The sequence below is a fragment of the Sedimentibacter sp. B4 genome (assembly GCF_000309315.1).
GTDB lineage: Bacteria > Bacillota > Clostridia > Tissierellales > Sedimentibacteraceae > Sedimentibacter > Sedimentibacter saalensis.
Window position 1 is genome coordinate 1 of sequence record NZ_CANG01000944.1, and the last position, 530, is coordinate 530.

Annotated in this window: 1 rRNA gene; it reads right to left on the bottom strand. The window is 52.6% G+C overall.

Going from position 1 to position 530, the window contains the following annotated elements:
• Positions 1–29: 29 nt before the first annotated feature.
• Positions 30–530 (bottom strand): 16S ribosomal RNA (locus tag BN358_RS17645); the annotation flags it as partial.

Sequence of the window (530 nt, forward strand, 5' to 3'; positions counted from 1 at the left end):
AACAGCATAAGTCCTTAAGTTCTCCTTAGAAAGGAGGTGATCCAGCCGCACCTTCCGATACGGCTACCTTGTTACGACTTCACCCCAGTCATTGATCCTACCTTAGGCGCCTGCCTCCTTGCGGTTAGCTCAGCGACTTTGGGTATTACCAACTTCCATGGTGTGACGGGCGGTGTGTACAAGACCCGGGAACGCATTCACCGCGACGTTCTGATTCGCGATTACTAGCAACTCCGACTTCATGTAGGCGAGTTGCAGCCTACAATCCGAACTGGGATCGGTTTATTGGGATTCGCTCCAGATCACTCCTTCGCTGCCCTTTGTACCGACCATTGTAGCACGTGTGTAGCCCAAGACATAAGGGGCATGATGATTTGACGTCATCCCCACCTTCCTCCGATTTATCATCGGCAGTCTCCTTAGAGTGCCCAGCTTAACCTGCTGGCAACTAAGGATAAGGGTTGCGCTCGTTGCGGGACTTAACCCAACATCTCACGACACGAGCTGACGACAACCATGCACCACCTGTC